This is a genomic window from Venatorbacter sp. C2-1 (assembly GCF_022832715.1).
GTDB lineage: Bacteria > Pseudomonadota > Gammaproteobacteria > Pseudomonadales > Oceanobacteraceae > Venatoribacter > Venatoribacter alkanivorans.
This window is the reverse complement of sequence record NZ_CP094879.1, coordinates 2,520,397-2,545,711: the sequence shown is the minus strand read 5'-3', so window position 1 is coordinate 2,545,711 and position 25,315 is coordinate 2,520,397. Positions and strand designations below refer to the sequence as shown.

Here is a 25,315-nt window from a genome sequence, read left to right as displayed (position 1 = left end):
TTAGCCGCGAAGGCTCGTGCTCGCTACAACGCTCCGACTCGCTCCCACGCTCCGCGTGGTAGTGCCTGCTGCTTGAATATCCAATATCCAGCGACCCCGTAGCTATTTTTCTACCTAACCTTCCTGACTCCCACCAGAAAACACCAGCGGAAGCAGCGCTGTGAGACTGATCATGCTTGTCCATAGCCCGCAAATGGCCAGTGGGATCAGCAACCAGAGTGAGTAACGGCGCTGTTTCAGCAGCAAAAATCCTGAAATCGCTATGCTTAATGCCGACAGCAGGTTGATTGTCCAGAGCAGATAAAAACCGGTCAGATCAACGGATGGGGCTACCCAGCTCAGGTAGTTAAGCTTTGCCTGATTAAAACCAACAAAAGCCATAATGGTTAAGGCAATAGCGGTCAGCAGCAGAATAAAGGCTCCGATGTTGAGCAGCATTTTCTGCCGCGGCGAGAGTTGCAGTGCTGGCGCGTTATTTATATTCAGAGTCATGGTGGAGTCATCGTTTTATTATTGTCGGAGGCCGTTATAAGGGCGGTTACGGTGACGAATATTACCGCAGATTATACGTTTTATTATTCTGGTATGGCCAAGCCGGTCTGAAGTGGCGCCTGTTTTCCTAGGACCTGTTAACACTAAGTGAATCGGGCCTGCTGAGAGCCAGTTTTTCTCAGAACAAGGAGAGAGGAGTGATATTAGCGGGCTAAATGAATGACGAACGACGATGTTAATGGGGAAAACTGGCCTCAGCCCGAAGGGTTATGGCTAAAAACCCCTCATCCTGCGTTGCTGTTCGCTCGCTTAACCCGTTACCAACCTGTCTGGAACAGGTTGGCGTGCCAACCCCGAAGGGGTGAAGCACAGGGATGTGCTGAACATCCCACACTCTCAGCGTCTTGCCTGAGAAATTTTTAGCCAATAACAGGCCTGTTTAATTAGTGTTAACAGGCCCTAGAGAAGATCAGGCGGGTGTAATGAAGTGAAGAACATCCGGAATAAATGCACTTTATGAATCGCCCCCTTATCTTTTAAAAAAGATAAGGGGGCAGGGCAGCATCAGAGTTTTGCTGCGAGGCGCACACCCTGATCAATCGCACGGCGTGCATCCAGTTCGGCGGCAACGTCGGCACCACCAATAAGGTGAACGCTGAGGCCGCTGTCCTGCAGTTCGTTAAATAAACCGCGCTCAGATTCCTGACCGGCACAGATGACGATGTTATCGACGTCCAGCACCTTGGCTTCACCGTTAATAGTGATGTGCAGGCCCTGATCATCAATGAGGTCGTAGCTAACACCCGGCATCAGTTTTACGTCGCGAGCTTCAAGCCCTGCACGGTGAATCCAGCCGGTGGTTTTGCCCGGCCCGGTCAGTTTTTTCTGCTTACGTTGCAGCAGGAAAATCTCACGTTGCGGCATTTCCACTTCGGGTGCTTTCAGACCACCGGCGGTGGCATAGCTGGTATCAATGCCCCATTCCTGATTGAACTTAGCGGTGTTGAGGCTGGCGCTTTCGCCTTCATGGGTCAGGAATTCGGCCACATCAAAACCAATACCACCGGCACCGATAATCGCGACTTTTTTGCCGACGGGCTTACGGTCACGCAATACGTCGAGATAGCTCATTACTTTCGGATGGTCGATGCCCGGCACGGGTGGTGTGCGCGGCACAATACCGGTTGCCAGTACGACTTCGTCGAAGCCTGCGGCTTTCAGTTCTTCGGCGGTAACGCGGGTATTGAGGTTGAGTTTTACCCCGGTCAGTTCGATCTGTTTACCGAAGTAGCGCAGGGTTTCGTAGAACTCTTCTTTGCCCGGTACGGTTTTGGCAATGTTGAACTGGCCGCCGATCTGGCTGCCGGCATCAAACAGCTCAACATGGTGTCCACGCTGGGCGGCGGTAACGGCGAAGCCCAATCCTGCCGGGCCGGCACCGACCACCGCAATGCGTTTGGCGGCGGTGGTGTCCTGCAGTGGAATTTCAGTCTCGTGGCAGGCGCGTGGGTTGACCAGACAGGAGGTGATTTTCATGGCGAAGGTCTGGTCGAGACAGGCCTGGTTACAGCCGATGCAGGTGTTGATTTCGTCGGCGCGGCCCTGAGCGGCTTTTTCAACAAAGAAGGCATCGGCCAGGAACGGACGTGCCATCGACACCATGTCGGCACAGCCGTCCGCCAGTATCTGTTCGCCCACTTCCGGCGTGTTGATGCGGTTGGTGGTGACCAGTGGAATCTTCACGGCGCTCATCAGTTGTTTGGTGACCCAGGCGAACGCCGCACGTGGCACCTTGGTGGCAATGGTCGGTACGCGTGCTTCGTGCCAGCCGATGCCGGTGGTGATGATGGTGGCGCCGGCGGCTTCAATGGCTTTGGCCAGCTGGATCACTTCGTCGAGGGTTGAACCACCTTCGACCAGATCGAGCATAGACAGACGGTACAGGATGATAAATTCCGGTCCGACACGTTCACGCACTTTGCGCACAATTTCGATCGCGAAGCGGATGCGGTTTTCGTAACTGCCGCCCCATTCATCGTCACGATGGTTGGTGCGCGCAGCAATAAACTGGTTGATCAGGTAGCCTTCGGAGCCCATCACTTCGACGCCATCGTAGCCTGCTCTCTGTGCCAGACCTGCACAACGGGCGAAGCTCTCGATGGTTTCCAGAATCTGGTCGTGGCTCAGTTCACGCGGTACGAAAGGGTTGATCGGCGCTTTTAAGGCGCTGGGTGCAATCTGGTTCGGCTGGTAGCTGTAGCGGCCGGTGTGCAGAATCTGCATGGCAATTTTGCCGCCATTGGCGTGCACGGCGTCTGTGACCACGCGGTGATGTTCGGCTTCTTCCTCGGTCGTCAGTTTGGCTGAACCCTGAAAAACAACACCGTATTCATCCGGTGAAATACCACCGGTTACGATCAGACCAACGCCACCACGGGCCCGTTCGGCGTAGAAGGCGGCCATGCGCTCGAAGCCGTGTTCAACTTCTTCCAGGCCCAGGTGCATGGAGCCCATAAGCACGCGGTTACGAAGGGTGGTAAAGCCCAGATCCAGTGGCGCAAGCAGGTGAGGGTAAAGCGTCGAGGTCATCACGGTGATCCTTTTATGCAATTAGTTGCATCTTTATACTCACTGGAGTCTTTAATTGCAACTTGTTGCATAAAAGCATTATCCTGCGTCGGAAATCCTTAAATGAGTTACCTATGTCATTGCCTCATGCGTTACTGACCTCGTTGCTGGAGCAACCCTGCTCGGGTATGGATCTGGCCCGGCGCTTCGGGCGTTCCATCGGCTTCTTCTGGCCGGCGACGCATCAGCAGATATACAAAGAGCTGGGCAAGCTGGAGGCCGCTGGCTGGGTTCGCTCAACTGCAGAAGAGGGTGCGCGTGGCCGGAAGCGGTGCTACGAGGTCTTGCCTGCGGGTGAGCAGGAACTTAAACGCTGGGTGGCGGAGGCGGATGACCCGCCACCTTTGCGCGATGCCATGATGGTGCGCTTAAGGGCGGAAGCTGCACTGGGCACAGGCGCCGGGGTTGAGAATGATCTGCTGCACAGGCTGGCCCGGCACCGCACGCAGCTGGCTTTGTATGAAGACATTGAACAGCGTGATTTCACCGGCCGGGAATTATCGGCGGCTGAGCAATTGCAGTATCTGATTCTGCAGTCCGGTCTGGCTACGGAGCGCGAGCATATCCGCTTTTGCGAAAAAGCGCTGGCGCTGCTGGAGGCGCTGGAACCCGCAGAGAGTTAAGCGCGGGTAATCTCTTTTGCCGTCAACCAATGTGGCATGGTGGCCAGTTGCCCTGCCTTATAATCCTGCGCGCACCTTATCCCGGAGTAACTGATTTCGCGGCTGTTCCGTCGTCTCACCTTCCTGATGACAGCAGAAAGCGCCAGCGGGTTGATTGCACAGAGCAGGTAAAAACCAGTAAGGTCAGCGGATGGGGCTATCCGGTTCAGATCGTTCAGTTTTGCCTGATTAAAATTAAGAAAAGTTTTAATGATTAACGCAATGGCACTCAGCAGCAGAATAATAGCTGCGGTATTGAGCAGCATTTTTTACCGGGGAAATAGTTGCAGAGGTGCTGAGTTTCAGAGGTGCAGAGCTGCGTCTATTCAGAATCACAACCGTATAGTTTGCGCCATACAGCATTTATCGGCTGTTTATTGAAGAGTTAGTATTTACTGATTCGGGCTGTTAATGGGCAGCCTGAGCATAAACCGGGTTTTGTCCGGAACCGATGTCACTTCGATAGAGCCATGATGAAGTTCTGCAATGGATTTGACGATTGCCAGACCAAGCCCCACACCTTCACGCTGGCTGTTCCCTCTGGAGGGGTCTGTCTGGTAAAAGCGGTCAAACAGCCGGCTCAGGTGTTTCTCATCGATCTTTTTCCCGCCATTTTCAATCGTGATCAGCGCCTGATTTTCCTGCTGTGTTACGCAGATACCGACGTCTGCTCCCGCTGGGCTGTGGTTGATGGCGTTGGATATCAGGTTGTTCAGAGCCCGCCGGAACATGGTGCGGTCTACCTCAGCCATTACGGCGTCACCCGATACTTTAAGCGGCACCTGTTTTTCTTCCGCCAGCGGTTCAAAGTAGTCGGTAAGCGCTTTGATTTCTTCTGCCAGGTTCAGTGAGATTTTTTCCAGCGTTAATTGTTTATTGTCAGTTTTTGCCAGCCACAGCATATCGCGGATCATAACGCTGAGTCTGTCGTACTCTTCAAGGCTGGAATAAAGTATGTCGCGGTATTCTTCTGTGCTTCTGTCTTTATTGAGCGCTACCTGAGTTTGGGTGCTGAGGTTGGTAATTGGTGTTCGCAATTCATGGGCAATATCCGCTGAAAACTGGGAAAGCTTCTGAAAGCTCTCTTCAACGTGGCTGATCATTTCATTAAAGGCCTGAATCAGTTCGCTTAATTCTTCGGGGGCGTGGTCGGAATTCAGGCGATGGCTGAGGTTGTGTACATCAATATTCTGAATTTCTTTGCTCAGCCGGTGGAGTGGCCGGTGGCCGATACGAATAGCTACCCAGGCCGCAACAATTGTCAGGATGCCGGCGAGCAGCATCAGGCCCCACAGGGTTTTACGGAAATTCTGCATAAAATCGTGGTGAAAATCGGTGGTCACCGCGACCGCAATTTTAGCGCCATCAATAAAACGATTCAGTGACTCTGGTGTGAGTATTGCTCCCTGATATTGGTGATCTCCGGTCTGCCATTTATATAAATTGTCTGCCCGAATTGATTTGATTACGGATGCATTGTTGAGCAGTGGCGAAAAGTCCGGCTCGGTACCTGTATAGATGGGTAATCCCTGCTTATCGAACACCGCAAAGTAAATACCGTGATGACCGGAAACAGCATTTTGCAACCGGGACTCCAGTGTCTGCCCGGTAAATTTATCCAGCCCCAGAATCGCTTTTTCAACTGAAAGGGCAACCACGCGGAGCTCATCGGCATCCTGCTGATTAAAATGGTGCAACACTGATCGTTGCACCAGCAAACCCAGAATGATAAAGCAAAGCACGATGGCCAAACCGACCAGCAGTGCCATATGCAGCGCTAATGACAGGGGACGGCGGTCAGATTTCACGCTGAGCGTCCAGAACGTAGCCCATGCCGCGCACGGTATGAATTAATTTGGTTTCAAAATCGTCATCAATTTTTGATCGTAAGCGCCGTATGGCAACATCAATAACATTGGTGTCGCTGTCAAAATTCATATCCCAGACCTGAGAAGCAATTAAGGAGCGTGGCAAAACTTCGCCCTGGCGTCTTAACATTAATTCCAGTAAGGCAAATTCTTTGTTGGTCAGATTAATACGTTGTTTATTGCGGTGAGCAACCCGGCGTTTGAGATCCAGGGTTAAATCGGCGATGTGCATTTCATCCAGTTCGGATTTGGGCTGCCCCCGTCGTAGCAGGGTTCTTACGCGTGCCAGTAATTCAGCAAAGGCAAAGGGTTTAACCAGATAATCATCGGCGCCAAGTTCCAGCCCTTTAACGCGATCATCTACCGAATCCCGGGCGGTGAGAAACAGCGTAGCAGTATCGCAATGACGCTCACGCAGCGAACGCAATATCTGCCAGCCATCAATGTCCGGCAACATGACATCAAGAATAATCAGTTCGAAGGTTTCGGTGACTGCAAGGTGGTGGCCGTCCAGTCCGTTATTAGCCAGTGAGACCGAGAACCCCGCTTCGGTGAGCCCTTTGCGTAAGTACTCGCCCGTTTTAGCTTCGTCCTCAATGATGAGTAATTTCATCAGCAGACTCCCAGGTCAGAGGTGGCGCAGTCTAGTTATCGGTGGCTGACGATAAGATGACAGTTACATTACATCAATGTAATCAATGCGTCACTTTGAGGTCAGTTACCGGCTCTTATTCTACAGGCTATCCGTTGAATTCATTTTTTACATTAAGACTGAGTCTATGAATAAAAAATATTCTTTAACACAAGGCCAGGCTCCGCTGTCGAGACGGCGCTTTGTTCAGGGGCTGGGGACTGCCGGAGTTGCTTTATCACTGTCTGGTTTGATGGGAACCCGCGCGTTTGCGGCCGGCGCAGAGGGTAGTGCGTCTGTACCGCTGCTGAAGGGCACCAGTTTCGACCTAGAAGTGGCCGAGCAACGGGTTAATTTTACCGGTGTTGTACGGACAGCGACGACGATTAATGGCTCTGTTCCGGCACCGACGCTGATCTGGCGTGAAGGCGAAACGGTCACCATACGCGTGACCAACCGTCTGTCGGTACCTACCTCGATTCACTGGCATGGGATTATTTTGCCGTTTCAGATGGACGGTGTGCCAGGTATCAGTTTCCGCGGCATTGCCCCCGGCGAAACCTTTACCTACCGCTTTAAAGTGCAACAGAGTGGCACTTATTGGTATCACTCCCACAGCGGCTTTCAGGAAATGACCGGCATGTACGGCAGCATCATCGTGTTGCCGGCTGCGGGTGAGCGTTTTCCGGCAGACCGGGACTATGTTGTGCAGCTCTCAGACTGGACCGATGAAGATCCGATGGCGGTGTTCGCCAAGCTCAAGCACCAGAGTGATTACTACAATTTTAACCAGCCAACGGCTGTTGATTTTGCCCATGATGTTTCCGCTGTCGGGGTTCAGCAGGCACTTTCCCAGCGGCGCATGTGGAATCAGATGCGCATGAGTCCGGGTGATCTGGCCGATGTTTCGGCAGAAACCTTTACCTACCTGATGAACGGCACAACCCCTGCCGGTAACTGGACCGGGCTGTTTAAACAGGGTGAGAAAGTACGTCTGCGCTTTGTTAACGGCGCCAGCAATACTTTTTACGATGTGCGTATTCCAGGTCTGCCGCTGACGGTTGTGCAGACTGACGGCCAGGATGTGGAGCCGGTAACGGTAGATGAATTCCGCTTTGGCCCGGGCGAAACCTACGATGTTGTGGTTTCGCCTGAGGAGGATGCGTACACCATTTTTGCGCAATCTATGGATCGCAGCGGCTATGCCAGCGGTACCTTGTCAGTGCGCAGCGGGCTGACCGCGATTGTGCCGGCGCTGGACCCTCCGCAGCCGCTGACCATGGCCGATATGATGGGCCAGATGAACGGCATGAACCACAGTGGCCACGGCAGTATGCCGATGGGGCAGATGAAGGGGATGAGCCACGACAGTATGCCGATGGATGGCATGAACCACGATGGCATGAGCATGAACCACGACGGCATGAGCATGAACCACGACGGCATGAGCATGAATCACGACGGCATGACCATGAATCACGATGGCATGAGCATGAATCACGATGGCATGACCATGAACCACGATAGCCGGGCACTGGCGAAGCCTTCTCAAACCGTACGTCATGCCCGCACCGAATACGGACCGGGTACCGATATGCGCGTCGATAGTCCACGCACAAATCTTGATGATCCGGGTGTCGGATTGCGTGACCTGAGCCAGAGTGGATTACGGCCGCCGGGTCACCGGGTGCTGACTCTGGATATGCTGCATACCATCGGCGGTTCGCTGGATAAGCGGGTGCCGGAACGGGAAGTCGAACTGCACCTTACCGGCAATATGGAACGCTACGCCTGGTCTTTTGACGGGCTGGAATTCGGCCAGTCTACGCCGGTGCATTTCCGTCACGGCGAGCGGCTGCGGGTGATTCTGCAGAACGACACCATGATGACCCATCCTATGCATATGCACGGCATGTGGAGTGAGCTGGAAAACGAACGCGGCGAGTTTGTTGCCCGCCGCCACACCATTCCGGTGCAACCAGCGCAGCGCATCAGTTTTCAGGTTACGGCGGATGCGCTCGGACGTTGGGCCTGGCACTGCCATCTGCTGTTTCATATGGATGCGGGCATGTTCCGCGAGGTGGTGGTGTCATGAGCATATACAAAGAGCTCTCCGTTCTGGCGGCCGCCATCGTTATCAGCAGTTACAGCCTGTCAGCCCCGGCTGAGAGCATGGCCGGTATGTCACATGATGATATGCCAGCCTCGTCAGCGGCGGACGCAGAATCAGCACCCATGACGATGGGCACGATGCGTATGCAGGGTGGCAAGGCACCGGCCGACGCCCGCGATCCGCACAGCTATGCCAATGGCATGACGCTGGACAGCGGTGCTTATGTGCTGCCGGCGGTACCCCGTTTACGTCTGGCCGATGAGCACAATTTCTGGGCTGTGGCCTTTAACCGTTTTGAGGCGGTGAGAGCAGATGACGGCGATTACGGACTCTACGATGCCCAGGCCTGGTTTGGTGGCAGCTACGATCGCGCCGTAATCAAGGCTGAGGGCGAGGTGGTAGCCGGCACGCTGGAAGAAAGCCAGACCGAGCTGCTCTACAGCCATGCTGTAACCGCTTATTGGAATGTGCAGGCCGGGGTGCGCCACGACAGTGGTTCAGGCCCGGATCGTAACTGGCTCGGAGTGGGAATTCAGGGGCTTGCGCCTTACTGGTTCGAGGTTGATGCCACGCTTTATGCCGGTGAACAGGGACGTTCGCTGTTGCAGGTTGAGGCGGAATACGAGCTGCTGTTAACGCAGCGCTGGATTGTGCAGCCGCGCGCGGAAATGACCCTCTACGGCAAGTCTGATTCGGATAATGGTATCGGCCGTGGCCTTTCGGCCATCGATGCCGGCGTGCGCCTGCGTTATGAGTTCAGCCGCCAGTTCGCTCCCTATGTGGGCGTGGAATGGCAGGGCCGGTTTGGCGACACCGCCGATGCGGTCCGGGCCGGTGGTGATAGTCCCCGCGCTGCCGACTGGGTGGCCGGGTTAAGGTTCTGGTTTTAACGGTAATAACCATTTTTCAACCATAAGGTGTGTGACATGAAAACAATATCAACAGCTGTTTGGGTACTGGTTTCCGGCATTGCATTTTCGGCGCTGGCCAATGCCCATGATCCTTCTGAACATGCGGCGAAAGGTGAAAGCCCTGACTGCAGTGCGATGCCGGACATGCATCAGGCGTCAATGAACGCATCCGATCCGGTGATGCAGGCGATGATGAAAAAATGCGCAGAGGCCATGCACGGTAATGCAGAGGATCAGAAGCAGGATCAGAAACATGGTTCCGCCCATAAAGATGACAGCGGGCATCATCAGACATCCGGCGGGCATGATGACGGTGATCAACATGGGCATTAATCCTGACGGCACAGGATGCATAACCCCTGAAGGGGCTATCAGGACCGGGCAGGAGATATCATGTTGAATATCATCAGGGGCATGATTCTGGCAGGCGTTATTCTGCTGCTGGCGGGCTTTGGCTTTATTTATTCCGGCGTGTATTCCGTGGCTGCCGACACGCCGCATAACCCTTTGACCTATTGGCTGCTGGAGACGTTACGGGAGCGATCAATTGACAGAGCCTCCCGGCCGCTTGATGTGCCGGATCTCAACTCAGCTGATTGGCTGCTGGCCGGTGGTCCGGATTACAACGAGATGTGCGCCGGTTGTCATTTACGGCCGGGAAAAACCTATAGTGATATGAGCCTTGGCTTATATCCCGTGCCTCCCAATTTAACCGCCGGTCTGGATGAGCATGAACATGCGGGCGACGATAAACAAAGCCTTGCCCGTCGTCAGTTCTGGATTATTAAACACGGTATTAAAGCCTCTGGCATGCCTGCCTGGGGTAAGACCCACGACGATCAGCGTATCTGGGCTATGGTGGCTTTCCTGCAACGTCTGCCGGAGCTGACTGAGGAGCAATATCAGATTCTGACGGCGAGGGATAAGGCCAGCTCCGGACATCACTAGCCTGAGCGGAAAACTACTGGCTCCGGCAGTGCTGCGCTGATCAGGCCCGGCCTGAAAACGGGGGAATATGACCTGTTATTTAAGTGGAATATTGCGGACAAGAGGATAACAAAGTGGCTACAGAGACTACGGATAGTGCTGCATCAACGCGGTCACCCGACAGACATCTGCCGCGGCAGGAACTGTTGGTTGAAGGTGCCAGTTGCGCCAGTTGTGTGAAAAAAATTGAGACTGCACTGCAACATGTACCCGGTGTAACTAAGGCCGAAATGAACTTAGCGCAACGCACGGTCAGCATTGAGGGCAGCGCCGATGCCGGTGCACTGATTCAGGCGGTCGAGCAGGCCGGTTACGGTGCCAAAGTTCAGCAGGCGGAAAGTGAAAGCGACGCCCTGGCGGAAAAAGAGCAAGCCGACTGGGCCTATTACAAACGCCTGATGCGGGAAATGACCATCGCACTCGGCCTTGGGATACCGCTGATGATCTATAGCCTGGTCGTTGGCGAAATGACCGTTACCACCACCAGTGAACGCATAGTCTGGTTGATTGTCGGGCTGCTGACACTGGCCGTGATGGTATTTTCCGGCCGGCATTTTTATGTGGGAGCCTGGCAGTCGTTTAAAAATCATTCGGCAAATATGGATACCCTGATTGCTCTGGGGACAGGTACGGCCTGGATCTATTCGATGGTGGTGGTGTTGGCTCCTGATGTGATGCCGGGTATGGCACGCCACGTCTATTTTGAAGCAACTGCGATGATCATCGGTTTAATTAATCTGGGCCTCGCGCTGGAACTCAAAGCCCGTGGCAAAACCTCAGAAGCCGTCAAACGTCTGATCGGACTGCAACCTAAAACGGCGCGGATTATCCGCGATGGTTATGAAACAGATATTCCGATTTCACAGGTTGAACTGCACGATCTGGTGCGCGTGCGTCCTGGTGAGAAAGTCCCGGTCGATGGTGAAGTGACTGACGGCCATACCAGCATCGATGAATCGATGCTGACCGGTGAACCCATGCCGGTTGAAAAAGGTGAGGGTGATGAAGTGGTGGCCGGCACCATCAACAAAACCGGCTCCATAGTGTTCAAAGCAACACGGGTGGGGAAAGACACGGCACTGGCGCAGATTATCGATATGGTAAAACGTGCGCAGAATTCAAAACCGCCCATCGGCCGGCTGGCCGATGTTATTTCAGCCTATTTTGTTCCCATTATTATGATCATTGCGATTGTCAGTGCTCTGGCCTGGCTGAATTTCGGGCCGGAACCGGTGGTGGCTTTTGCGATGGTGTCGGCAACGACGGTTCTGATTATTGCCTGTCCCTGCGCACTGGGGCTGGCCACGCCGATGTCGGTGATGGTCGGCGTTGGTAAGGCCGCAGAGGCGGGGGTTCTGATCCGCAACGGCGAAGCCTTACAAACCTCATCCAGAATCACGGCCATGATTCTGGATAAAACCGGCACTATTACTCTGGGTTCACCTAAGGTGACCGATATTGTCACGGCCGCAGCGATGGATGAAACACGTACCCTGCAATTAGCGGCCAGCCTGGAATCTGGCTCTGAACATCCGTTGGCGCAGGCCATTGTTGAATCTGCCAACGAGCGGGGCATCGACCTGTTAGCGATGAGTCAGTTTAACGCCATCGCCGGTCATGGCGTTGAGGCAATCGTTGATGGGCAGCAGCTGCTGTTTGGTAATGAAAAGCTGATGCAAGAGCGCAGCATTACGCTGGGATCTTTTATTGATAAGGCTCAGCATCTGGCCGCCGATGCCAAAACGCCGATGTACCTTGCCGTCAACGGCACCCTGGCGGGCATTATCGCTGTGGCTGACCCGATTAAAGAGGACTCCATCGCTGCTATCAAACGCCTGCAACGGAGTGGCATTCGTGTGGTGATGTTGACCGGGGATAATCGTGCTACCGCCAAAGCGGTCGCAGAAAAAGCGGGTATTACAGAGTTCTTCGCCGAGGTCTTGCCGGAAGATAAATCCAAAAAAGTACAGGAGCTGCAGATGCTGGGCGAGGTCGTGGGAATGACCGGTGATGGCATTAATGATGCGCCGGCATTGGCCATTGCCGATGTTGGTTTTGCCATTGGCACGGGTACTGATGTCGCTATCGAAAGCGCCGACATAACCCTGATGCGTGGTTCGCTGCATGGACTGGCCGATGCCATTGCGATCAGTAAGGCGACGCTGCGTAATATTAAACAAAACCTGTTGGGTGCCTTTTTTTATAACGTTGCCGGTGTGCCTTTTGCGGCCGGGGTGCTGTATCCGTTTTTCGGATTATTATTAAGTCCGGTAATTGCCGGTGCAGCAATGGCATTCTCATCACTGACGGTGGTTACCAATGCCAACCGTCTGCGCTTATTTAAAGCGCAGGAACATTAAGGGGAAATGGCATGATGATCTTAATTAATCTGGCCGGCTTAGCGTTCATTGCACTGATTGTCTGGTGGTTCTGGCTGTATCAGCCGCCGCAAACCACGTTGGCTAACGATGAACTGCTGATCATTGTTGAAAACGGCACCTATCAGCCGGCGCGTATCAGGCTTCCTGCCAACCAGCCTGTTAGTCTTAATTTTTTGCGTAAAGACGCATCGCCCTGTTCGGAGGTACTGCTGATACCGGATTTACATATCAGCGATACCTTGCCGTTAAACAAGCGCAAACGTATTGATTTACCACCGATGTCTAAAGGTGATTATGCCTTTCACTGCCAGATGCAGATGTATCGCGGCCAGCTTACGGTGGAATAGAGGATGCTATCTGCTCTTTGGCTTGTCCGGGAGCCGTTGTGGTTGCCGAATACCGTACAGAGAACGCTGAAATTGACTGACCGCGGTAGAACTCGGCTGACAACGGCGGATGGGTAAAAATATTAAAGATCATGCCAAATATCGGGCACTCTTTTTAACAAAATTCCGTCTGATGAGAAGGAAATAAATATGAGCGATAAAAAACACCGATTAGGCGTATCAGAAGTGAACCTGGTGGTGCGTCATCTGCAACTGGAGCCTGTTGACGAGAACAAACGGCAAGCAGCTATTGCTGAGATTGATCAGCTTTATGGTCTCGATTGCATATCCTTTGACGAAAAAAGCCGGGTGCTGAATCTTGCGTATGACGCCTCCAGAGTTAATCTGGACAATATAGAAGACATTTTGAGTGCCCATGATGTTGCCGTCAGTCATGACTGGTGGACGCACTTTAAAGAAGGCTATTACAAGTTTGTTGATGATAATGTTAAAGAAAACGCGATTCGTGAGCCCTGGAGCTGCCATAAATCCCCACCGGGAAGTGGACGAAAACGCTGATAGATAATGCTCAGGGATGTGCAGATATTGTATCGCTGTGCTGAATACGATGGCTGATGTTTGTTTTGCTATTTTGGATTTCCAAAAGGATGGTGAAGTATGAAACTGAACACTCAAAAATTTGCTTTGGCTTGTGCTCTGACAGCAGCCGTTTTGTGGCTTGCCTGCAGCGTTTTGGTGAGTCTGTTGCCGGGCCTTATGTTATCTATGTCCGGGCATATGGTGCATATGCAGCTGGAAAATATGGGCTGGCACCTGACGGTAGTTAGCTTTATTGGTGGTTTGGTTGCCTGGTCAGTGATTGCGGGCGCTACCGGGGCACTGCTGAGCGCAATCTATAATCGATTGCTTTAAATTACCGTTCAATATCGGCTTACGCCATAAGCGCAGGTTGTTCTGAACAGCATAATGGCCACCAGTCGCGTCCTGTACTCTGAGCGCGACCAGTGGGATCGGGTCTGATTTATTCAGAATCTTCCAGCGTCAGGGTAAACCATCCTCCGGCAATATGCTTATGGGTCCAGACACCCAAAAGTACAACGCTTCCATTTTCATTACTGATCAGTTTGAAATAATCTTTCCAGGGCTGATGATCATAATTCATTGTTGCCGTGGCTTCTTCACGCCAGCGGATATCTGTCATGCCAACATTGCCCCAGATCGGGATCGGAAAGTACAGCTTGTCAGCCCAGCGGAATAACAGTGGGTCTCCCTGATGTTGTGTACGGTAGCGTTTACCCCACTTAATACCCAGAAGGCTGAGTGGGCGAACGATTACCCATTCGGCAAGATCCAATACAGAACCATTGGTTCTTAAAATTTTTCCTTTCCAGTAGCGACCCACCAGATCTTCTTTGGCGCTTACATTGGGCAGTGAGTCGTACAGGCGAACCAGATCTTCTTCGTTATAAGCGATGTCTTGCTGTTCAAGGATCTCTGTTTTGATTTGATCCAGCGGTTTGCCAGAGCCTTCGAGTCTCCGATTCTGCCACTTGCCTTCATTCCAGACCGATGACTTAGGCTGAAGGTGGCACATGCCGCTGATCAGCATATTCAGCGGAAACATTACCCATTGCGCCACGTCATACAGGATGCCTGGCAGGTTGATGACTAATTTACCTTTGGTATTCATAGGGATTTTTGCCTTTGTTGTTGTTCTGTTGGGCCAGTGGTGTGCCATGGTTTTTAAAGCTGAATGGCGTGTCACTCTTGATTTTCAGGGTTTCATAAACAGGAGGGAGGGTCAAGCCATAAATATTTGCACCACCAGAGCCGTTCAGTCGTTCCTCTTCCCAAAGTCGGTCGTATGGAGGTGGGCAGTACGGCGCTGCAAATAAGCTGAATAACGTCAGGGGAGATGCCGCCCGAGAGAATAGCGGCGCTGTTTCAGCATTAAACATTCCGGAAAAGTCAGGTCTGCTGCTGACAACAGGTTGATTGCACAGCGCGGTTGAAGGCCATTCGGGTCGGTGAGTGGGCTACCCGGGTTGTGCAGAACTTCTGCAGCTGGTTATTTATCAATTCTTATCGATGCGAAACGTTTCCGATACTCCGCAGGTGTAATCCCCACAAGGCGAACAAAAGCGCGTCTGAGAGTATCGGCATCAGGAAAGCCACACGCGTGCTGCTTGTTCTGGGGCAGGTGGTATCTGTCGTTAAGGCTTTTCCTCGCAGTCCTGATTTTAAGGAGGATAGTATTCAAACATTTTATGAGGGCATAAAGCATAAGCCTGATACTACCTTCGTAAATGTGAAGGCGGATGTGATTGCCGGTAAGGAACCCCATTTTCATAGAGGTGATTTCTGTAGCCTGATCCGTTGCTCAGCCTTGGTTGGCTGATATCGTTTTGTATTCGTTGCTTTCTCTGTTCTGAATTTTATCTGAGCAGAGAGGTTTCGGCGAAATATCAGCGTCCGGTTTATCAGGAACCACAACAAAGTAAAGATCATGCTGTATAGGATCATTTATAGAAGCAACTTGTCAGGCTAAACCACTCATGTGGTTTTTATTAGGTGCATATTCAAACAGTAAAATATTTGAATATGCACGGGGATAACTGATTTCTGAAGTGAATCTGATAATTGTATTTTCCTTAATTTTATCGACCGCTGTAGACAGGCTTGCGACGCTCAATCCAGGCGTCCAGTCCGGTAATAATATCGTCCGTATGAAGCATGCGGGCGAACTGTTCTTTTTCTATTTCAAGCCCTTCACCAATGGTTGTGTTTAAGCCTCGGGTTACTGCTGAAATGATTCGGGCTGTGGCTAAAGGGGAGTGTTGCAATATACGGTTAGCCAGCTGAATGGCTGTCGGTATCAAGTCTTCATGAGGGACAACCTGATTGACCAGACCCATTTCATATGCCCGTTCTGGTGAGAATCTATCGCCTGTCAGGAGCAATTCCAGAGCGCGCTTTCGCCCGGCCAACCGGGGCAAGCGCTGGGTTCCACCAAAAGTAGGGGGGATTCCGATGTTTATTTCAGGCTTGGCGAAGATAGCTTTTTCGCTGGCGACGGCCAGATGTGCTGCCTCTGTAATTTCACAACCGCCGCCAAATGCAATGCCATTCACCGCAACGATAATGGGTTTTGGAAAAGACTCTATTCTTGATGTCATTTTCTGTCCGCGACGAACAAATTCCCTCACAGCGACATCGCCTCCCTGTTTGATACTTTGGGTAAATTCGTGAATGTCGCCACCCGCAGAGAAAGCGCTTTCTCCTGCGCCTGTCAAAATTATGGCGCGAATCGATGTGTCGTTTTCAATTTCATCCAGAAGTTCTAGCAAGAGATCATTTGTTGCATAGTTAAGGGCGTTTAATTTTTCTGGTCGATTTAACGTCAGGAATGCTATATCACTCTTTTTTTCGATAATAATCAGCGGCTTCATTATGTAATCCTTATAAGCATTTAGTGGTTGAAAAGATAATATTCGTAGATTAGGATTTTTTACACTCACTATACGGTATACATAAATGGCTGATGCGAAGAAGGATACGAAAACACGCATTCTGAATGCTGCCAAAACGCTGTTCTATATGACAGGAATCAGAGCAACAAGCGTCGATGCCATTGCAGAAAAAGCCGGTATTACGAAGCGAACACTGTATTATCACTTTCAGAGTAAGGATGAACTGATTACTGAGTATCTGAGGTCCAGAGATCAGTTAAACCTGCAGGCGTATAAAAAATGGTTTGATGACGAAGAAGGTGAGATTACTGATAAAGTTCGGGCGGTTTTTAACGGAGTTTCAGAAACGACAAGTCATCCGAAGTGGAGAGGGTGCGGGTTTCAGAGAACAGTGGGTGAATTAGCTAATAAGCCAGGCCACCCGGCGATAAAAACAGCATCTTTACACAAGAAAAATGTCGAAGAATGGTTCGCTGAAGAATTTCGCCGCTATGGCCTGATAAATTCAGAGGCTACAGCGCGTTATGTTTTTCTTTTACTTGAGGGAGCATTATCATCGATGTTAGTTCACCATGACCCGGCTTATATCCATGAATCCGCTAACGCAGCGATATTACTAATTGCTCAGGGGATGCGCGTTAAGGACGCCACGGATAGTTGAGTCTTTTCAGACAGATATATGCAAAGCTGGCGGAATTTAAATTATTTCCAGGTGCTATCTTGCAAAGCGATACTTTTCTTTACATGTCTTATACCGATATGGGATTTGTCCCATTTTTACGGAAAGCCTGAGATTGCTGGTTCGGTACTCAAATAAAGCCGACCGTTAAAGCGAACTGTTGATAGCCGACTTTTGACAGCCGACTAATGTGTCATGGTATACAGCGTCAGGGCTGTTTAGTCTGTCAGTCAAACAGAGGAGAGTATTATGATTCAGCATCCGGCGGGCATTATGCAGATCGACGCCGATTACGTCGCGCACGGTCTGGCCAGTGTCTATTTAATCCGTCAGGGGGATCGTCTGGCGTTAATTGAAACCGGCACTGCCCATACGGTGCCGCATGTGCTGGCAGCGATTGCCGAACTGGGGTTAACGCCTGAGCATCTCGACTGGATTATTCTTACCCATATTCATCTCGATCATGCTGCTGGTGCCGGGGCGTTAATGGCACAATGCCCGAACGCCAAACTGGTGGTTCATCCGCGCGGTGCGGCACATATTATTAACCCGGCAAAACTCGAAGCCGGCACCATGGCGGTGTACGGCGAAGAAAATTACCGCAAATTATACGGTGCGTTAATTCCGGTGAGCGCAGAGCGGGTGGTTGAGGCGGCCGAGGGTTTTACGCTGAATTTTAATGGCCGTACCTTTACCTTTTTCGATACGCCGGGACACGCGCTGCACCATGTGTGCATTCACGATTCGCTGAGCAATGCGCTGTTCAGTGGCGACACCTTTGGTGTGTCATATCGTATTTTTGATACCGCAGAGGGTGATGTGCTGTTGTTTGTGACCACCACGCCGGTGCATTTTGATCCGCAGGCGATGCGTGCCAGTATTGAGCGGATTGCTGCGCTGGAACCTGCGGCGGTGTATCTCACCCATTACGGCCCGGTTGCTGCCGATAACACCAATGTGACGCAACTGCTGGCGTCGCTGGATGCCTTTGTGGCTATTGCCAGCGCCGAAAAAGAGCACAAAGAAGGGCGGGTTGAACGTATGGCCGCTGCCATTCTTGACTGGCTGATGGCCCGTGCGCGAGAGCTGAATCCGGCGCTGGATGACGCCCTCCGCCGGCGCTGGCTGGCGACTGATGCCCGGCTTAATGCGCAGGGGCTTGAAGTCTGGCTCAGCCGTCAGGAAGCCTTATCGTGATCAGCTTTCTGCCTCAACTTTCCGTCATTAACCCTTAGTCATCAACTCTCAGGCATTAACCTTCTGCTATGAGTCTGACGCGGTATAAACGCGACTGCAGGTGACTGGTGTCACTTGCAGTCTGGTTTGTCTGTGTCGCTGTTTCTGACAGCTAAATTCCACTGGCTGTGCTGCCATGGCGCAGACTTAATTCTGTTATTTTCTATTAACTTTACTGTCATTAAACTCTTTTAGTGTCATGGGCTTTCTGCTACTAAGGACAGCCCGATCCATGAAACCGACCCGTACACCTTTTCTCCGTCTGGCCCTGTATTCTGCCGTTGCTCTGGGGCTCTCGGCCTGTGGTTCTGACGATGACAACAGCGACAATAGCAACAGCGGCAATACAGATGCTGCTGGCAAGGCTGCTACCGTTATCCTGCGGGTAATGGAAACCACCGACCTGCACGCCAATATCATGAATTTCAACTACTACCAGAACGCGCAGGACGACACGGTCGGTCTGGTGAAAACGGCGTCGCTGATCAATGCCGCCCGTGCAGAAGTGAAAAACAGCGTACTGGTGGATAACGGTGATTTACTGCAGGGCAGCCCGCTGGGTGATTATGTTGCCAAGGTTAAGGGGCTGAATACCAATGAGGTTCACCCGATTTATAAAGCGATGAACCTGCTCGATTATGACGTGGCGAACATCGGTAACCATGAGTTTAACTATGGTTTGCCTTTCCTGAAAGAAGCACTGGACGATGCCGGTTTTCCTTATATCTCCGCCAACGTTTTCTTTGATGATGCCGACAACGACAGCACGAACGATATTCCTTACTTTAAGCCTTATGTGCTGCAGGATAAGCAGGTGCTGGACAGCGAAGGTCTGGCCCACACCCTGACCATTGGCTATATCGGTTTTGTGCCGCCACAGATTCTGCAGTGGGATAAAAACAATCTGGAAACGCGGGTCATTGCCAAAGACATCGTCGATATGGCCAGGCACTATGTTCCGCAAATGAAGCAGGAAGGTGCCGATATTATTATTGCCATCGCGCACTCCGGTATTACCACCGAGACCCGTAGCGGCGGCGAAGAAAATGCCAGCCTTTATTTGTCGCAGGTTGAAGGTATTGACGCCATTATGTTCGGCCATGCGCATCGTAATTTCCCCGGTGACAGTGGTTACGATAACGTTGCCGGTATCGATAATGTTAAAGGAACATTAAACGGTATTCCGGCGGTTATGCCTGGTTACTGGGGGAAATATCTGGGTTATATCGACATGACGCTGGCGCTGAATACGGATGGCCAATGGCAGGTAAGCGACAGCCAGTCGACTCTTAAACCCATTTCACAGAGCAATCCGGACCGCTCTGTTACCTCGTTGGTGGCGAATCATGCCGGCATTGAAGCGGCGGTCGCGGCGGATCATGCCGATGTACGTCAGTGGGTGAGTGAGCCTTTTGCCAAAATCTCGGCACCGGTAAACAGCTTTTTTGCGCTGGTGCAGGATGATCCGTCTATTCAGGTCGTCACCGATGCCCAGACCTGGTACGTGGAATCGATTGTTGCGGGTACGGAATATGCCAGCCTGCCAATTCTTTCGGTCGGTGCGCCGTTCCGTGCCGGACGTGGTGGCGCCGATGATTTTACCGATCTGAGTGCGGGTAATGTGTCATACGGTAATGTGGCCGACCTGTATATTTATCCGAACACGCTGAAGGTGATGAAGCTCACCGGTGCGGACGTTAAAGAATGGCTGGAAATGTCAGCCGGTCAGTTTAATACCATCGTGCCTGGCAGCTCAGGTTCTGAACTGATTAATGCCAGTTTCCCAAGTTATAACTTTGATGTGATTGACGGCATTACCTACGAGATTGATGTCAGTCAGGAAGCGCGTTACGACGTGTCCGGTAATCTGATTGACGCGGCGCATAACCGTATTAAAAACGTCCGTTATAACAATGCCGCTATTATCGATGCCGATGAATTTCTGGTGGTCACCAACAATTACCGTGCCGGTGGCGGTGGTCATTTCCCTGGTGTCAGCAGCGATAAAATTGTAATTGATGCACCGAACGAAAACCGTCAGACCGTTGCCGATTATCTGATCGCCATGACCGAACAGAATCCGGTAACGGGTTTTGATCCATCAGCTGATAATAACTGGTCGTTTACCTCGCTGAGCAATACCAGCGTGGTGTTCAGAAGTTCGGCAAAAGACTCGGCAAAAGCCTTTGCTGCCGGTAACGCCGCTGTTACCTATAACAGCACTGATGCCGATGGTTTTGGTGTTTACAGTATTAATCTGCAATAAGCTTTATCGGCGAATTAAAAACGGGAGCCAGCGGCTCCCGTTTTTTATTGCGGGCGTGCGGTCGTCAGGAAAAATTATCCCAGTAGGGCGTGTCGCCGTAATAATCGCTGATAAAGTCGAGAAAACTGCGCACCTTGCCGGATAATAACTGGCGGTGCGCATACACCGCATACAGGCCGATGGGTTCTGGTTCTGAGCCTTGTAAAATCACCTGCAGTTTTCCTTCCCGTATCGCCGGCCCGGCAATAAAGGTGGGCTGTACCACAATGCCTGCGCCGTTAATGGCGGCCTGGGTTAATACATTACCGTTATTCGCCTGAAAGGCGCTGTTAAGCTGGCCGCTTAAACCGGCTCCGGGCACCAGAATAGTATCTTCTGTGGCGTAGCTGTAATGCAGATAACGATGGTCTTTCAGCTCTGCGCGGCTTTGTGGGGTTCCGTACTGTTTTAAATATTCCGGCGAGGCGCAGGTCACCAGTCTTATTGGTGCGATGCGTCGGGCAATGAGTGACGAGCTTTGCAGGCGGCCGATGCGCAGGGCAATATCGAAACCTTCTTCAATAATATCCACCTTGCGGTCGTTCAGTTGCAGATCGATGCGCACATCCGGCCATTGCGCCTGAAATTCGGTGAGCGGTTTTGCCAGATGGCTGATGGCAAAGGATACCGGCGCGCTGATGCGTAATACGCCGCGCGCTGTGTTCTGCAGCTCGCCGAGCTGATTTTCCAGATCATCCATATCGGCCAGTATCTGCTGCGCGCGCTGAAAACAGGCGCTGCCGGCCTCGGTAATGCTGACCTGACGGGTGGTGCGGTTAAGCAGGCGGGTATTCAGATGCGCTTCCAGTTGCGACACGTATTTGCTGACCAGCTGCGGGCTCAGATCAAGCCGTTCGGCGGCGCGGGCAAAGGAACCCTCGCTGACTACGGCAACAAAGGCTTTCAGGCTGTCGATGCGATCCATTGTTTATCTTCATTTTGTTGATAATTAAACAATGATAGCGATATTTATCGCCAAAATGAAAACAACTACAGTGGATTCAAGCAGTGAGGAATTCCCCTCAGCCCAAACACATTACGTCGGGAGCACATTATGAACACTCAACTTATTCAACGCGTACTGAACACCAATGCAGGTCTGGCCGCACTGGCCCTGCGTATTCCGGTTGGCCTGATTCTGGCGGCCCACGGATCGCAGAAACTCTTCGCCTGGTTTGGTGGTTACGGTCTGGAAGGCACCGGACAATGGATGGCCAGCATCGGTCTGGAACCGGGTTATCTGATGGCCTTGCTGGCCGGCAGTGCCGAGTTCTTCGGTGGTCTGGCGCTGGTCTTCGGTCTGCTTACCCGTCCGGCGGCTCTGGTCAGCGCCTTTACCATGCTGATTGCAATCTTCAGTGTGCATATCAGCAATGGTCTGTTTATGAGCAATAACGGCTACGAATACGCGCTGACGCTGTTTGCAGTAACCGTTGCGCTGGCGATTCAGGGCGGTGGTGCACTGTCGGTTGACCGTGTGCTGGCGGAGCGTCTGCGCTGAACTGCAGAGTTTGAGGCCCGCTTAACGGAAACGTTGTTCACTCAGCTAATCATTAAGAGTCGGTTGAATGTGAACAGCCTTTGCGGGGCAAGCCCCTGCGCCCCAACTTGGGGATCTTATCCCCAAACCCCTGCTTTGCGCTTTCTGGCCCGTGGTCCTTATTCACTCGGTTTTTACTGACCACGCGTATATCGGCCATCCATGGCCGGATACGCTTGTCTGGCATCCATGCCAGACAGATCGTAAAAATCATCGCTCATGGCGGCGGGCCCAGAGGCGCGGTTTATCCCGGCCGCAACGTCGTTTTTATCGAACAATAATGTCCGTTCTGAAAAGCCGCTTGGCGGAGTAATCAATGCGCCTGCAGGACGCCGGAATGAAGAGCACTGAGCCGGTACGTCTCTGCATGGATGCAGAGCGAGCGGATAGGGCCATGGATGGCCCATTATCCGCGTTATCGTGACCGAGGTGGTCTGAATGGAGGAAAAAGGCCTGCACAGCGCGAAGCTGGGGTCGGCCCGCCGGCAAGGGGATAAGTTCCCCTGGGAGGCATACGGGGTATCAAATTGATTGGAAGAGTATCAGCGAATAGTGTTGTCGTTTTAAAGTTTTTGTGAAGACATTTTTTAGCGCTGTTTTTTATCTACAGTTAGTCGTTTTTCACGATGGTGTATTTTTATCGCTTAGGTATGGGAGGTCGTTATGTTAGTGAATGGTGTGTGGACTGCCGACTGGCAGCCGGTGCAGGCAAAAGATGAAGACGGGCGTTTTATCCGTCAGACATCGTCATTCCGCCACTGGATCACCGCCGATGGCAGTGCCGGGCCAACGGGTGATGGCGGCTTTAAGGCCGAAGCCGGGCGTTATCATCTGTACGTGGCTTATATCTGCCCCTGGGCGTCACGTACGCTGATGGTGCGTGAGTTAAAACAACTGCAGGCGCTGATCAGCGTCAGTGTGGTGAATCCGGTATTGACGGAGCAGGGCTGGGCCTTTGGTGGTTATCCGGGGGCCGATACCGATGAGCTTAACGGCGCGCAGTATATGCATGAACTGTACAGCCGTGCTGACAGTCGGTTTACCGGGCGGGCGACGGTGCCGGTGCTGTGGGATAAAAAGACCGGCACCATTGTGAATAATGAGTCGGCTGATATTTTGCGCATGCTGAACAGTGCTTTTGATCATCTGACCGGTAATACACTGAATCTGTATCCGCAGGCGCTGGCGGGGACAATCGATGAACTGAATGCGCGCATTTACACGGAGCTGAATAATGGTGTCTACCAGGCCGGTTTTGCCTCATCGCAGGCAGCTTATGAAGAAGCGTATCTGCGTGTGTTCGCGATGCTCGATGAGCTGGAAAGTCAGTTGTCTGATGGCAGGGCGTATTTATTGGGTGATGTTTTAACAGAAACCGATATCCGCACTTTTGTGACACTGGTGCGCTTTGATGCGGCCTATCACGGTCTGTTTAAGTGCAACCGTAATACGCTGCGCAGTATGGAGGCTTTACAAAGCTATATGCAGCGTATTGCTGCCTTACCGGCCGTGGCGGCAACGGTGAATATTGAGCATATCAAGGCGGGTTACTATTCGGTTAAAGCACTTAACCCATCGGGTATTGTGCCGCTGGGGCCGGACAGTATTCTGAACTGATCGAAAAATAAACGTTGACAGGGTGGGGGATAGGTATAGACTGCCCCCAGCTTGTTAGTTCGTCCTTATATTTATGGTCACCGCTTGATGTCCGCCCCGCAATGTTGTCTCAGTCTCTGAGCAATCTGCAGAAGCTCTTCATCCTGTTTTGTTTTTCATAAGTTATTTGTACATCTTCCAGCATACCGGCCATCTGGCCATCCAACTTTTGAAAAAACAGGAATATTGATTATGTCTAATCAAATCACCGGCACTGTAAAATGGTTTAACGAAGCTAAAGGTTTTGGTTTCATCGAACAGGAAAACGGTCCAGACGTTTTCGCTCACTTCAAAGCGATCACTGGTACTGGTTTCAAAACTCTGGCTGAAGGCCAGAAAGTTAAGTTTACTGTTACTCAGGGCCAGAAAGGTCCTCAGGCAGAAGACATTATCCCTCTGTAAGTATTTGTCTTTATCTGTCCGACGGGACGATAAAGAATTAAATATCTGAGAGAAAAAAAGCGAACCTTAGGTTCGCTTTTTTTGTGCCTGAATATTTTTAAAAAATAACGTTGTTTATCAGTCGTCGCCTTCTTCTGCTTCTTTCAGGCGTGCGCGGCGTGCTTCTTCTTCAGCCAGTACGGCTTTGATTTCATCCAGTACGGTAGCCACATCGGCACTTTCTTCACTGTCGGCAAATTCGCCGCTGAGTTCGGTGTCGGGCAGTAATTCGCCTTCTTCGTATAATGCCCACATTTCCTGCGCATAACGTGTACCGCTTAATTGCGGCGCATACTGTGCGTAGTAATTGGTCATATTGTCGACGTCGCGCTGCAGCATGCTGCGGGCATGGTTATTGGCGGCGGCATCCACGGCCTGCGGCAGGTCGATAATCACCGGACCGTAATCGTCGACCAGAACGTTAAATTCGGATAAATCACCGTGTACCAGACCTTCGACCAGCATTAATTTAACGTAATGCATGACTTCGTAATGATCTTCCAACGCCTGCTCTTCGCTCATGGCGACGTCGTTCAGGCGTGGTGCTACGTTACCGGCCTCATCCGTGACCAGTTCCATTAACAGTACGCCGTCGAAACAGCCATAGGGCGCAGGAACCCGTACGCCGGCGCGGGCCAGACGATACAGCGCTTCTACTTCGGCGTTGTGCCAGGCATCTTCCTGCTGTTTGCGACCAAATTTTGAGCCTTTCTCCATGGCGCGCTGACGCCTTGAATTACGGACTTTACGGCCTTCCTGATACTGCACAGCCTGTTTGAAGCTGCGTTTATCAGCTTCTTTATACACTTTGGCGCAGCGGATTTCGTCGCCACAGCGTACTACGTAAACAGAAGCTTCCTTGCCACTCATCAGCGGGCGGATGACTTCGTCGATCAGACCATCATCCACCAGGGGTTGTAATCGTTTTGGTATTTTCATCGGCGTGTTATACCCCAGATAAGGGGCAG

At 51.9% G+C, this 25,315-nt stretch carries 25 protein-coding genes; 15 read left to right on the top strand and 10 right to left on the bottom strand.

The genetic code is table 11. The features are described 5' to 3' along the window. Positions 1 to 114 precede the first annotated feature (114 nt). Positions 115 to 492 carry a hypothetical protein gene (locus tag MT343_RS11310; protein WP_145470506.1) on the bottom strand — a complete coding sequence of 126 codons (378 nt, stop codon included), beginning with the start codon at positions 490 to 492 and terminating at the stop codon, positions 115 to 117. A 564-nt stretch (positions 493 to 1,056) separates the two neighbouring features. Further along, positions 1,057 to 3,081: an NADPH-dependent 2,4-dienoyl-CoA reductase gene (locus tag MT343_RS11305; protein WP_145470508.1), complete on the bottom strand. Its 2,025-nt coding sequence runs from the start codon at positions 3,079 to 3,081 to the stop codon at positions 1,057 to 1,059. A gap of 113 nt (positions 3,082 to 3,194) precedes the next feature. On the opposite strand from MT343_RS11305, the gene MT343_RS11300 reads away from it, so the two are divergent. After that, positions 3,195 to 3,743, top strand: coding sequence for a PadR family transcriptional regulator (locus MT343_RS11300; protein ID WP_145470509.1), 549 nt, complete (start codon positions 3,195 to 3,197; stop codon positions 3,741 to 3,743). Here the strand turns inward: MT343_RS11300 and MT343_RS11295 are convergent. The 3 genes from MT343_RS11295 to MT343_RS11285 all read right to left on the bottom strand — a co-directional run bounded on the left by MT343_RS11295 (position 3,740) and on the right by MT343_RS11285 (position 6,263). Next, positions 3,740 to 4,048, bottom strand: a complete 309-nt coding sequence (locus tag MT343_RS11295) for a hypothetical protein (RefSeq protein ID WP_145470511.1) — start codon at positions 4,046 to 4,048, stop codon at positions 3,740 to 3,742. The two genes, MT343_RS11300 and MT343_RS11295, sit on opposite strands and share 4 nt — an antisense overlap. A gap of 126 nt (positions 4,049 to 4,174) precedes the next feature. Continuing rightward, positions 4,175 to 5,590: a heavy metal sensor histidine kinase gene (locus MT343_RS11290; RefSeq protein WP_145470513.1), complete on the bottom strand. Its 1,416-nt coding sequence runs from the start codon at positions 5,588 to 5,590 to the stop codon at positions 4,175 to 4,177. Next, positions 5,580 to 6,263, bottom strand: coding sequence for a heavy metal response regulator transcription factor (locus MT343_RS11285; RefSeq protein ID WP_145470515.1), 684 nt, complete (start codon positions 6,261 to 6,263; stop codon positions 5,580 to 5,582). Before MT343_RS11285 ends, MT343_RS11290 begins: the two co-directional genes overlap by 11 nt. A 166-nt stretch (positions 6,264 to 6,429) precedes the next feature. On the opposite strand from MT343_RS11285, the gene MT343_RS11280 reads away from it, so the two are divergent. The 8 genes from MT343_RS11280 (at position 6,430) to MT343_RS11245 (ending at position 13,932) form a co-directional block, all read left to right on the top strand. Continuing rightward, a complete protein-coding gene (locus MT343_RS11280) occupies positions 6,430 to 8,376 on the top strand; it encodes a copper resistance system multicopper oxidase (protein ID WP_243989389.1) in 1,947 nt (648 codons plus the stop codon). Continuing rightward, positions 8,373 to 9,284, top strand: coding sequence for a copper resistance protein B (locus tag MT343_RS11275; RefSeq protein WP_243989388.1), 912 nt, complete (start codon positions 8,373 to 8,375; stop codon positions 9,282 to 9,284). Before MT343_RS11280 ends, MT343_RS11275 begins: the two co-directional genes overlap by 4 nt. 36 nt (positions 9,285 to 9,320) lie before the next feature. Then, positions 9,321 to 9,638: a hypothetical protein gene (locus tag MT343_RS11270; RefSeq protein ID WP_145470518.1), complete on the top strand. Its 318-nt coding sequence runs from the start codon at positions 9,321 to 9,323 to the stop codon at positions 9,636 to 9,638. 60 nt (positions 9,639 to 9,698) lie between these two features. Next, positions 9,699 to 10,253, top strand: coding sequence for a c-type cytochrome (locus MT343_RS11265; RefSeq protein WP_145470520.1), 555 nt, complete (start codon positions 9,699 to 9,701; stop codon positions 10,251 to 10,253). Between the two features lie 167 nt (positions 10,254 to 10,420). Further along, the gene (locus MT343_RS11260; protein WP_145470587.1) at positions 10,421 to 12,652 is read left to right on the top strand and encodes a heavy metal translocating P-type ATPase; all 2,232 of its coding nucleotides are present in this window, start codon (positions 10,421 to 10,423) and stop codon (positions 12,650 to 12,652) included. A gap of 11 nt (positions 12,653 to 12,663) precedes the next feature. After that, positions 12,664 to 13,020, top strand: coding sequence for a cupredoxin domain-containing protein (locus MT343_RS11255; RefSeq protein ID WP_243989387.1), 357 nt, complete (start codon positions 12,664 to 12,666; stop codon positions 13,018 to 13,020). A gap of 189 nt (positions 13,021 to 13,209) precedes the next feature. Beyond that, entirely contained in the window at positions 13,210 to 13,578 is a 369-nt protein-coding gene (locus tag MT343_RS11250) for a cation transporter (protein ID WP_145470522.1), read from the top strand. A gap of 99 nt (positions 13,579 to 13,677) precedes the next feature. After that, positions 13,678 to 13,932: a DUF5676 family membrane protein gene (locus MT343_RS11245; protein WP_145470524.1), complete on the top strand. Its 255-nt coding sequence runs from the start codon at positions 13,678 to 13,680 to the stop codon at positions 13,930 to 13,932. A 109-nt stretch (positions 13,933 to 14,041) separates the two neighbouring features. On the opposite strand, the gene MT343_RS11240 is transcribed toward MT343_RS11245, so the two are convergent. The 3 genes from MT343_RS11240 to MT343_RS11230 form a co-directional block, all read right to left on the bottom strand. Further along, positions 14,042 to 14,710, bottom strand: coding sequence for a DUF4334 domain-containing protein (locus MT343_RS11240; RefSeq protein WP_186436018.1), 669 nt, complete (start codon positions 14,708 to 14,710; stop codon positions 14,042 to 14,044). Then, positions 14,694 to 14,978 carry a hypothetical protein gene (locus tag MT343_RS11235; protein WP_186436019.1) on the bottom strand — a complete coding sequence of 95 codons (285 nt, stop codon included), beginning with the start codon at positions 14,976 to 14,978 and terminating at the stop codon, positions 14,694 to 14,696. The genes MT343_RS11240 and MT343_RS11235 overlap by 17 nt, the downstream gene beginning before the upstream one ends. Positions 14,979 to 15,677: 699 nt before the next feature. Then, entirely contained in the window at positions 15,678 to 16,469 is a 792-nt protein-coding gene (locus tag MT343_RS11230) for a crotonase/enoyl-CoA hydratase family protein (RefSeq protein WP_145470528.1), read from the bottom strand. A gap of 85 nt (positions 16,470 to 16,554) precedes the next feature. Here MT343_RS11230 and MT343_RS11225 point away from each other — a divergent pair, with 85 nt between their 5' ends. From MT343_RS11225 to MT343_RS11215, 3 genes are all read left to right on the top strand, one after another. Beyond that, a complete protein-coding gene (locus tag MT343_RS11225; protein ID WP_145470530.1) occupies positions 16,555 to 17,151 on the top strand; it encodes a TetR/AcrR family transcriptional regulator in 597 nt (198 codons plus the stop codon). Between the two features lie 267 nt (positions 17,152 to 17,418). Then, positions 17,419 to 18,366, top strand: a complete 948-nt coding sequence (locus MT343_RS11220; RefSeq protein WP_145470532.1) for an MBL fold metallo-hydrolase — start codon at positions 17,419 to 17,421, stop codon at positions 18,364 to 18,366. Between the two features lie 271 nt (positions 18,367 to 18,637). After that, complete coding sequence (locus MT343_RS11215; RefSeq protein WP_145470534.1) at positions 18,638 to 20,671, top strand: bifunctional 2',3'-cyclic-nucleotide 2'-phosphodiesterase/3'-nucleotidase; 2,034 nt, start codon at positions 18,638 to 18,640, stop codon at positions 20,669 to 20,671. A gap of 64 nt (positions 20,672 to 20,735) precedes the next feature. On the opposite strand, the gene MT343_RS11210 is transcribed toward MT343_RS11215, so the two are convergent. Beyond that, positions 20,736 to 21,635, bottom strand: a complete 900-nt coding sequence (locus MT343_RS11210; protein WP_145470536.1) for a LysR family transcriptional regulator — start codon at positions 21,633 to 21,635, stop codon at positions 20,736 to 20,738. A 129-nt stretch (positions 21,636 to 21,764) separates the two neighbouring features. Between MT343_RS11210 and MT343_RS11205 the strand changes: the two genes are divergently transcribed. The 3 genes from MT343_RS11205 (at position 21,765) to MT343_RS11195 (ending at position 24,308) form a co-directional block, all read left to right on the top strand. Next, on the top strand, positions 21,765 to 22,211 hold the full coding sequence (locus MT343_RS11205; protein ID WP_145470538.1) for a DoxX family protein: 447 nt from the start codon (positions 21,765 to 21,767) through the stop codon (positions 22,209 to 22,211). Positions 22,212 to 22,913: 702 nt separating this feature from the next. Beyond that, positions 22,914 to 23,867, top strand: a complete 954-nt coding sequence (locus MT343_RS11200) for a glutathione S-transferase family protein (protein WP_145468153.1) — start codon at positions 22,914 to 22,916, stop codon at positions 23,865 to 23,867. A gap of 231 nt (positions 23,868 to 24,098) precedes the next feature. Continuing rightward, positions 24,099 to 24,308: a cold-shock protein gene (locus MT343_RS11195; protein ID WP_145468155.1), complete on the top strand. Its 210-nt coding sequence runs from the start codon at positions 24,099 to 24,101 to the stop codon at positions 24,306 to 24,308. 117 nt (positions 24,309 to 24,425) lie between these two features. Here MT343_RS11195 and MT343_RS11190 read toward each other — a convergent pair whose 3' ends face one another. Further along, entirely contained in the window at positions 24,426 to 25,286 is an 861-nt protein-coding gene (locus MT343_RS11190) for a PA4780 family RIO1-like protein kinase (RefSeq protein WP_145468157.1), read from the bottom strand. Positions 25,287 to 25,315: the final 29 nt, after the last annotated feature.

Excerpts from the sequence above, each read along its gene's own strand:
- MT343_RS11310 (WP_145470506.1), bottom strand. The coding sequence starts at position 492 with ATGACTCTGAATATAAATAACGCGCCAGCACTGCAACTCTCGCCGCGG.
- MT343_RS11305 (WP_145470508.1), bottom strand. The coding sequence starts at position 3,081 with ATGACCTCGACGCTTTACCCTCACCTGCTTGCGCCACTGGATCTGGGC.
- MT343_RS11300 (WP_145470509.1), top strand. The coding sequence starts at position 3,195 with ATGTCATTGCCTCATGCGTTACTGACCTCGTTGCTGGAGCAACCCTGC.
- MT343_RS11295 (WP_145470511.1), bottom strand. The coding sequence starts at position 4,048 with ATGCTGCTCAATACCGCAGCTATTATTCTGCTGCTGAGTGCCATTGCG.
- MT343_RS11285 (WP_145470515.1), bottom strand. The coding sequence starts at position 6,263 with ATGAAATTACTCATCATTGAGGACGAAGCTAAAACGGGCGAGTACTTA.
- MT343_RS11280 (WP_243989389.1), top strand. The coding sequence starts at position 6,430 with ATGAATAAAAAATATTCTTTAACACAAGGCCAGGCTCCGCTGTCGAGA.
- MT343_RS11275 (WP_243989388.1), top strand. The coding sequence starts at position 8,373 with ATGAGCATATACAAAGAGCTCTCCGTTCTGGCGGCCGCCATCGTTATC.
- MT343_RS11270 (WP_145470518.1), top strand. The coding sequence starts at position 9,321 with ATGAAAACAATATCAACAGCTGTTTGGGTACTGGTTTCCGGCATTGCA.
- MT343_RS11265 (WP_145470520.1), top strand. The coding sequence starts at position 9,699 with ATGTTGAATATCATCAGGGGCATGATTCTGGCAGGCGTTATTCTGCTG.
- MT343_RS11255 (WP_243989387.1), top strand. The coding sequence starts at position 12,664 with ATGATGATCTTAATTAATCTGGCCGGCTTAGCGTTCATTGCACTGATT.
- MT343_RS11250 (WP_145470522.1), top strand. The coding sequence starts at position 13,210 with ATGAGCGATAAAAAACACCGATTAGGCGTATCAGAAGTGAACCTGGTG.
- MT343_RS11245 (WP_145470524.1), top strand. The coding sequence starts at position 13,678 with ATGAAACTGAACACTCAAAAATTTGCTTTGGCTTGTGCTCTGACAGCA.
- MT343_RS11240 (WP_186436018.1), bottom strand. The coding sequence starts at position 14,710 with ATGAATACCAAAGGTAAATTAGTCATCAACCTGCCAGGCATCCTGTAT.
- MT343_RS11235 (WP_186436019.1), bottom strand. The coding sequence starts at position 14,978 with ATGTTTAATGCTGAAACAGCGCCGCTATTCTCTCGGGCGGCATCTCCC.
- MT343_RS11230 (WP_145470528.1), bottom strand. The coding sequence starts at position 16,469 with ATGAAGCCGCTGATTATTATCGAAAAAAAGAGTGATATAGCATTCCTG.
- MT343_RS11225 (WP_145470530.1), top strand. The coding sequence starts at position 16,555 with ATGGCTGATGCGAAGAAGGATACGAAAACACGCATTCTGAATGCTGCC.
- MT343_RS11220 (WP_145470532.1), top strand. The coding sequence starts at position 17,419 with ATGATTCAGCATCCGGCGGGCATTATGCAGATCGACGCCGATTACGTC.
- MT343_RS11215 (WP_145470534.1), top strand. The coding sequence starts at position 18,638 with ATGAAACCGACCCGTACACCTTTTCTCCGTCTGGCCCTGTATTCTGCC.
- MT343_RS11210 (WP_145470536.1), bottom strand. The coding sequence starts at position 21,635 with ATGGATCGCATCGACAGCCTGAAAGCCTTTGTTGCCGTAGTCAGCGAG.
- MT343_RS11205 (WP_145470538.1), top strand. The coding sequence starts at position 21,765 with ATGAACACTCAACTTATTCAACGCGTACTGAACACCAATGCAGGTCTG.
- MT343_RS11200 (WP_145468153.1), top strand. The coding sequence starts at position 22,914 with ATGTTAGTGAATGGTGTGTGGACTGCCGACTGGCAGCCGGTGCAGGCA.
- MT343_RS11195 (WP_145468155.1), top strand. The coding sequence starts at position 24,099 with ATGTCTAATCAAATCACCGGCACTGTAAAATGGTTTAACGAAGCTAAA.
- MT343_RS11190 (WP_145468157.1), bottom strand. The coding sequence starts at position 25,286 with ATGAAAATACCAAAACGATTACAACCCCTGGTGGATGATGGTCTGATC.